Raw genomic sequence first — 6,031 nt, forward strand, 5'->3', positions numbered from 1 at the left:
CCTTCAAATATGCGCGTCTTTCCGCATATTCACGGCATTGTGAACAAACCATGATCTTTTTTCTCTCTTCATTCAAATAAGCCATCACATTCTTGGATTTACGCTTACAAAAGTGACAGGTCTTTTTGAAGAACTTCACTTAACGATGACTTCGCCGTCCCATTCAAGCATTCCGCCAACCATGTTTGCCACTTTATATCCTTGTTCCTGAAGATAATGGCATACATTTTCACTGCGGCGTCCTGAACGGCAGATAAAAATATATTCTTTTTCTTTATCAAAATAGTCAAGGTTCGCCGGGATGTCATTCATGCGGATATGTTTTGCGCCTTCGATCATTCCCTCTTGCACTTCTTCGTCTTCCCGAACATCGACAAGTTCCATCGCTTCGCCTGCCTCAAGCTTAGCTTCCACTTCTTCCGTTGTAATGATTTTGATTTCTTCCATAATTAGCACCTCGAATTATCGTTTGATTTATCTTTTTCATTATAGCAAAATTTCCAGTTCAACATCACGTAATGGAATCGTTGATGAAAATTCCTTCATGCCATGTATTTATTTCCAGAAATTATCTTCAACACTCAAATTTTTATTGCTTCTAAAAACCATCCTGGTTAAAATGGCTCCTAACACTGCCGCCACTATCAGGATACCGAAAAGGATCGAATAATTGGCGATGATCCCTATCAACGTAGATGAGATGATGCTCCCGAAATATCGAAAGGTCGAAAAGATTCCCGATGCCGAGCCCGATGCGGATTCCTCCACGGCTTCCAGGGAAGCGACCTGCATGCTTGTAAGCCCTAAACCGATAGCCAACCCATTCACGATAAGTGTGACGGCTAGATAAAAAAGAGACTGGAATTGGATGACGAATAAGAATAATAGATTCGTTATCACCGTGATGGCGAATGAAAGGAATATGACCTTTTCCGAAGGGTATTTCCGATTAAGCTGTCCGCCTATCATATTGCTAATAGCCATTGAAATGGAGAACAGTGATAACATGACACCGCTCATGGAAGCCGAAATATCCATTTTTGTGGTCATGATCAGCGGCATGACCAACAAAATCGCATACATCGTGAAATTATTGATCAGTACAGATAAATTGGCATTCACGAATATAGGACTCTTAAATAAGCTAAAGTCTATAATCGGGGATGGGACAGACCGTTCTTTCCGTACGAATAATCCCAGGAAAAGAAGGCTCCCCATACCGAGTACGATGTACATCGCCGTTGATTTTGCATGGGTTAAAGTAATCAATAAAGTGATCGTAACGGCTAAATAAATGGAACCGATAATGTCCAATGGCTGTCGGGAATGCTTTTTCTGCAGTTTTGGTAAAAGAAAAAGGCCTCCAGCAAGTGCCCCCAATAAAAAGGGGACATTAACCAGGAATATCGCTTTCCAACTGGCTACAGCAATCAAAAGCGATCCTATCAATGGACCTACCGCTGCTCCCAGACCCATTCCCAACCCGAAAAATCCCAACACCCCTGGGAGCCGCTCACGTGAAACGGTCTGCCGGATAAGGGCAACGACATTCGGGATCAGCAATCCGCCCCCTATGGCCTGCAGTGATCGAAAAGCGACAAGCATGCCTATATTTAGCGAAAGCCCGCATCCAATCGAGGCAGCAAGGAATAGTAATATGCCAATTATATAGATTTTACGATTGCCATATAAATCCCCAAGTTTACCCGCAATCGGCTGGGTAACGGCCATTACAATGAGATAGATGGTGACGACCAAAGTGACACTGTGGATATCCAAACCGTAAAAGTCTGAAATCGAGCCCAGTGCTATCGAAATCATTGTTGAATTGATCGGTACGAGAAACGCGGCCATTAAAGTAAAAATAATCATCAGGAATTCTTTCTGTCTGCCCATTCTTTCACCTCAATCCTTCAAACAGCACTTTGTTCGACTTGCTCATCGATAATCGTAACGGTTCCCGTATTCCCATCGACAATGACACGATCTCCATCTTTTAAGCGATCCGTTCCTATTTTTGTCCCTAACACTGCCGGAATCCGATATTCCCTGGCAATGATCGCAGAATGGGACAGCATGCCGCCTGTATCGGTAATGATTGCTTTTGCATCCTGGAAAAAGGACGTCCAGACTGGTGTCGTGGTCCTGCAGACCAGAATATCTCCTTTTTTAAAATGAGAGGCTTCATGCAAACCGGATATCACCTTGACTTTTCCTTCGCATACTCCTCCGGATGCTGAAATTCCTTTAATCGTACTCGCCGTATTTTCCTTGTTTTCTTCCAATGAGCCAAACACCATTTCCACGAAAGCACGCTCTTCATCCGTAGGTTCCCCAAAAAATGATGGCGTTTTCATTTTACTCTGTAAATCATATTGCCTTTTCCGTTCCAATACCGTTTCCTTTAAAGTGTGGGGGGCATCCAAAGCGGATATGACCTCATCTTTATATAAAAACCAAATATCTTCTGCGTCATCCAGCACGTTCTGTTCAACTAAAAGCTCACTTACTTTCAATAAGTATAAACGTGCCTTTGCATCAAACATGGCATCAATATAAAAATGATGATCATCCGTGATTACAGCAGCATCCAAGACCATTTGATAATATTTTTTAAATTCGTCCCGCTCAGCGGAGTCTTCAATTCCATTTAAAAACCTTTGGTATATCCGTTTCCCGTCAGCTAATGCCGTTTCGAATTCTTTATCGAAATCATACCCATTGATGATGAAATTCTTAATGATTTGCAGTACATGCTCAGGATTTTCAATCCAGGTTTCCCCAACGAAATCATGTGCCTTAAGACATCTGTACCCGTATACATTGACGAAATTATCCACACGTTCCAGAAGATCCTTCCCTTTCCCAAACGCGCTCAGATCCCTGGATAAATTTCCTTCATCGGCATCCATGATCACCTTGAGCAACTGAGGTTCATTCTTCGCTTTCAAAGATAATTGCCACAGTATTCGATCGGACTCCAGTGACTTATTCATCACTCCAGCCATGGATTGGTAGAGTTCATGGGGCGGTTCGGTCCCCAGCAAGCTTTTGAATAGCCGTTCAAGTTTAATAGTAATACTCGCAAGCGGAAGGACGATCATGAAATGCCAGTAATAGACCTCTTTGAAAAACCCTTCTAACTCACCCAACCCTCTTATCGCTTTGGCTGCCGTGAATTCCTTCGAAGTTTCTTCATCCATATATCGATAAATGGGCAATAAATGATCATGGATAATATCATGCATCCTGTTCGTCATATCTGGATACAAGGTCTCCATAAGCTTTTCGTTTTCCATGAATAATTGCTTGGGGTCCGTTTCTAGGTGGATTTGCTTTCCGTAATAATACCCGTTATGGACTTTCATTTGGATGTATCCCGACGGTTCCCTGAGTTCCTCTGCCGCTTTAGCCATTCCTTGATAAAATGGTTGGGTGACTATGGATGCGAATAATGGGGAAATTGGATCAGGAAATCTTGAATCGATCAAAACCCAAAAGTCCTCCATATCAGTCCGATCCAAAATAAATTCTTTCCTTGCTTCTGGAATGACTTCAGCGTCTTCGATCACTGTTGTAATCGGGCGGGCTTGCAAGAGATATACCTTTTGATCTTGAATGGCGAATTCCAAATCGACAGGATGCCCATAATGCTTCTCCACCTCCAGTGTCAATTCGGTCAATTGTGTAAGCAGCGCATCATTGAGGCAATATGCCTCCTGTTCCGCTTTTGTGGTTTCCGCTTCTAACGTGCCTTTGGAGCCGGAGATGATTTTCAGCTCTTTGCGGCCCTTGATTTTCTCGATCTTTGTACAATCACGTTTAGCCAAATAGGTATCAGGTGTCACGATACCAGATACCACCGCCTCCCCGAGCCCATAACTGGCATTTATCACAATATGATCTGGATTGTACGTAACGGGGTCCTGGCTGAAAATCACTCCTGAAACATCTGAATGTATCATACCTTGGACCACAACGCCCATTGATATTTTTTCAGCACTTTCATGAATGGTTTCGGTATATTGCCGAACCCGGTTCTCGAAACAGGAAGCCCAGCAGCCTTTTACCCTTGATAGGAATTCTTCATCCGTTTTAACATTCAGGTATGTTTCATACTGACCGGCAAAGGATGCCCCTTCCAGGTCTTCTGCACCCGAAGAGGAACGGACTGCCACGGATGCATAGTCTTCCCGCAGCTCATGAAAAGAGCTCAACAGGGTGCTTGACAAGTCATCCGGGATGCTCGCCTCCATAATCTCGGCCTGGATGGCTTCACTTTGTAAATCCAGTTCATTTCTTTCTACGAAATGCATGAATGAATCATTGTTAATGACAAACCCATTAGGCACGGGCATGCCCAACTTCGTCATTTTAATTAAATGTAAAGCTTTTCCCCCTACGATTTCATTGGACTCAGCAGCATTTTCAAATCGCTCTGTATACATATTCGCTCCCCTTCCATCACGTTGAATATCCAAGATCGAGAAATACCCATTTATAGGTATAAATCCCACTCTTAACCATAAAGGAAATCCTGTTACATTGCATTTGAAAAGGCTTACACTAAATTCCATGACGGGCATTGCTTTCGCAATGATTATTAGGGCTTTATTGCCATTTTCCCGAATGATCGATCGCAAAAATGCAACAAACTATTCAATTTTATATTTATTTACATTTATTAAGTAAATACACCAAATCCAATCACAACGAATAATCCCTACAATAGTCACAATGGGGCCTGAATGAAAAAAACGCCGGCGAATATAATTTTCGCCGGCGTTTTAAAGATCGATATTAATGCTTGAATCCCAGTTGATATTGTTTAGGGATCTCCGTTTTTATATTCAAAGATTTAGATGCTTCAAGTGCCCAATAAGGGTTTCGCAGCATTCCTCTGCCGACGGCAACCAAATCGGCTTCTTCATTGCCAATGATTGAATTCGCTAGAATCGGATCATCTAATCGACCTACAGCAATCACGGGGATATCCAAAGCTTTTTTGATTTCCCTCGCCAACGGAGTTTGATAGCTAGCATGCGTACCCGGTCTTCCGTCTGCTCCAATCGGACCTTCTCCTCCAGAACTTACATGGAACATATCGACTCCTGCTTCTTTAAAGACTTGTGAAAAGGCAATGCTTTCCTCAATGCCATATCCGCCTTCAACGTACTCTTTTGCAGAAATGCGCATGATTAAAGGCATGTCGGCAGGCATTTCGCTTTTCACTGCTTTAATGACTTCCACTCCGAATTTAGTCAGGTCTTTTCCATATTCGTCATCACGTTTATTCGTAAGCGGTGATGTGAATTGGTGGATTAAATACCCGTGTGCACCATGTAATTCGATTACGTCAAATCCTGCTTGAACAGCCCTTCTGGCCGATGCCCGGAATTTATCGACCATTCCCTTCACTTCTTCCGTTGCTAAAGCTCTTGGTGTTTTGTACGTTTCATCAAACGCAATGGCTGATGGTGCCACCGGAGTTTCGGCATCCTCCGCTTTACGGCCTGCATGGGCAATTTGTATCCCGATTTTTGCACCGTATTGATGAACTTCCTTAACGATGTTGGAGAAAGCTCCAATTTGGTCGTCGGACCATAATCCAAGATCACGATTCGAAATGCGCCCATCAGGCTCCACATCGGTCATTTCCACGATAATCAATCCCGTGCCTCCAACTGCCCTGCTTACATAATGTTGCTGGTGCCAGTTTGTTGGTATACCATCTTCCGCTTCGACGGAGTATTGGCACATCGGCGGCATGACGATCCTATTTTTAAGTTCAAGTTCTTTTATGCGATAAGGTGAAAATAAATCATTCATAATTTTTTATCTCCTTTTTCATATAATGCATGCACATGCATTTATATCATCTGATTTATTCTGTGTCAACTAATCAGATTCCCGAATCTTTCATTGTAAACGACATCATCTTGTTGGTACAGCATTTCCATCCCCACCAATGCGGAGATCCAATAAAAAAAGCTGTTTTGGCATACTTTGTTGCTATTTACCAAGTAAAGCC

4 protein-coding genes are annotated in these 6,031 nt (G+C 42.8%); all 4 read right to left on the minus strand.

Going from position 1 to position 6,031, the window contains the following annotated elements; all coding sequences use genetic code 11:
• Positions 1-135: 135 nt before the first annotated feature.
• The 4 genes from ACFVSH_RS21860 to ACFVSH_RS21875 all read right to left on the minus strand — a co-directional run bounded on the left by ACFVSH_RS21860 (position 136) and on the right by ACFVSH_RS21875 (position 5,829).
• On the minus strand, positions 136-447 hold the full coding sequence (locus tag ACFVSH_RS21860; RefSeq protein WP_034309364.1) for a rhodanese-like domain-containing protein: 312 nt from the start codon (positions 445-447) through the stop codon (positions 136-138).
• Between the two features lie 108 nt (positions 448-555).
• The gene (locus tag ACFVSH_RS21865) at positions 556-1,896 is read right to left on the minus strand and encodes an MFS transporter (protein ID WP_387600995.1); all 1,341 of its coding nucleotides are present in this window, start codon (positions 1,894-1,896) and stop codon (positions 556-558) included.
• A gap of 17 nt (positions 1,897-1,913) precedes the next feature.
• Entirely contained in the window at positions 1,914-4,448 is a 2,535-nt protein-coding gene (locus ACFVSH_RS21870; protein ID WP_387707795.1) for a PEP/pyruvate-binding domain-containing protein, read from the minus strand.
• Between the two features lie 352 nt (positions 4,449-4,800).
• Positions 4,801-5,829, minus strand: coding sequence for an NADH:flavin oxidoreductase/NADH oxidase (locus tag ACFVSH_RS21875; RefSeq protein WP_387707797.1), 1,029 nt, complete (start codon positions 5,827-5,829; stop codon positions 4,801-4,803).
• Between the last annotated feature and the right edge of the window lie 202 nt (positions 5,830-6,031).

The organism is Peribacillus sp. NPDC058002 (assembly GCF_042886655.1).
GTDB lineage: Bacteria > Bacillota > Bacilli > Bacillales > DSM-1321 > Peribacillus > Peribacillus aracenensis.